The organism is Testudinibacter crocodili, from assembly GCF_006228025.1.
Classification (GTDB): domain Bacteria; phylum Pseudomonadota; class Gammaproteobacteria; order Enterobacterales; family Pasteurellaceae; genus Chelonobacter.
Window position 1 is genome coordinate 1 of record NZ_VDHF01000158.1, and the last position, 954, is coordinate 954.

The following is a 954-nucleotide window of genomic DNA, read 5'->3' on the forward strand; positions in this document are numbered from 1 at the left end:
CCTGAACGGTGGGGCGATAACCGGTACTCAAACCGATAAAAATCGCCTTGCCACCAACCAACTGACCTTCACGGACATTGAAAACCACAGTGAGAGCAAGGCGGTGAGTGCGAGCATTGGGGTGAGCGCAAGTTCGGACTTGAACAAGGAGGAAAACGGCAAGGTAATCAAAAACGACAAAGGCGAGCCGGAACGAGTGACGGATTTCAGCCCGACGGGCGGCTTGCCGATGGTCAGCAAAACCCGAGATAACAGCACAACCCAAGCCACGCTGAGTGAAGGTACGATAATCTTAAACAAAGACAGCAGCCCGATTCAAACGACGGCGGCAGAGTTAGGGATTAACAGTGACAGTACAACAGGCAACGTCAATCCACAAACGGCGCAGCTAACGGATATAAACAAAACTCTCAGCACACAAAAAGCCATGCAAAGTGCGGTTGCGGACATCAGCTCGGGCGTGAGCGCCTACAGTGCCCAACAAAGAAAAGCGGCAGAGGCAGCAAAAGTACAAGCAGCTCAAGCTTTAGAACAGGCAAAAAACAGCGGTAATCAAGCGGCTTATGAGCAAGCGGTTGCCGCCTATGCACAAGCCGACAGCGAAGCAAAGGCGTGGGGTACCGGTGGCAGCTATCACCGTGCGGTTGACACGGCAACCAAGGTTATCACCTTGGCGATAGCCAACGGCAACACGGCACAGTTGACGGCAACCGCCCTTTCTCCGCTGGCAAACCAAGCGATTAAGGATGCGACGACGGATGAAAACGGCAAGATGGACAAAACCACTAACCTAATTCTTCATAGCATCTTAGGTGCGGTAGAAGCGCAAGTTAACGGCAGCAGTGCGTTGGGCGGTGCGGCGGCAGCGACAGCGGAACTGCTTGCCACGACTATTTACGGCAAAAGCGCAAGCGAACTGAACGAACGGGAGCGTGCTAATATCTCAAGCCTCAG

At 53.5% G+C, this 954-nt stretch carries 1 pseudogene; it reads left to right on the top strand.

The window, feature by feature from the left end:
• Nucleotides 1–954: pseudogene (locus tag FHQ23_RS12470) on the top strand (hypothetical protein); the annotation flags it as partial.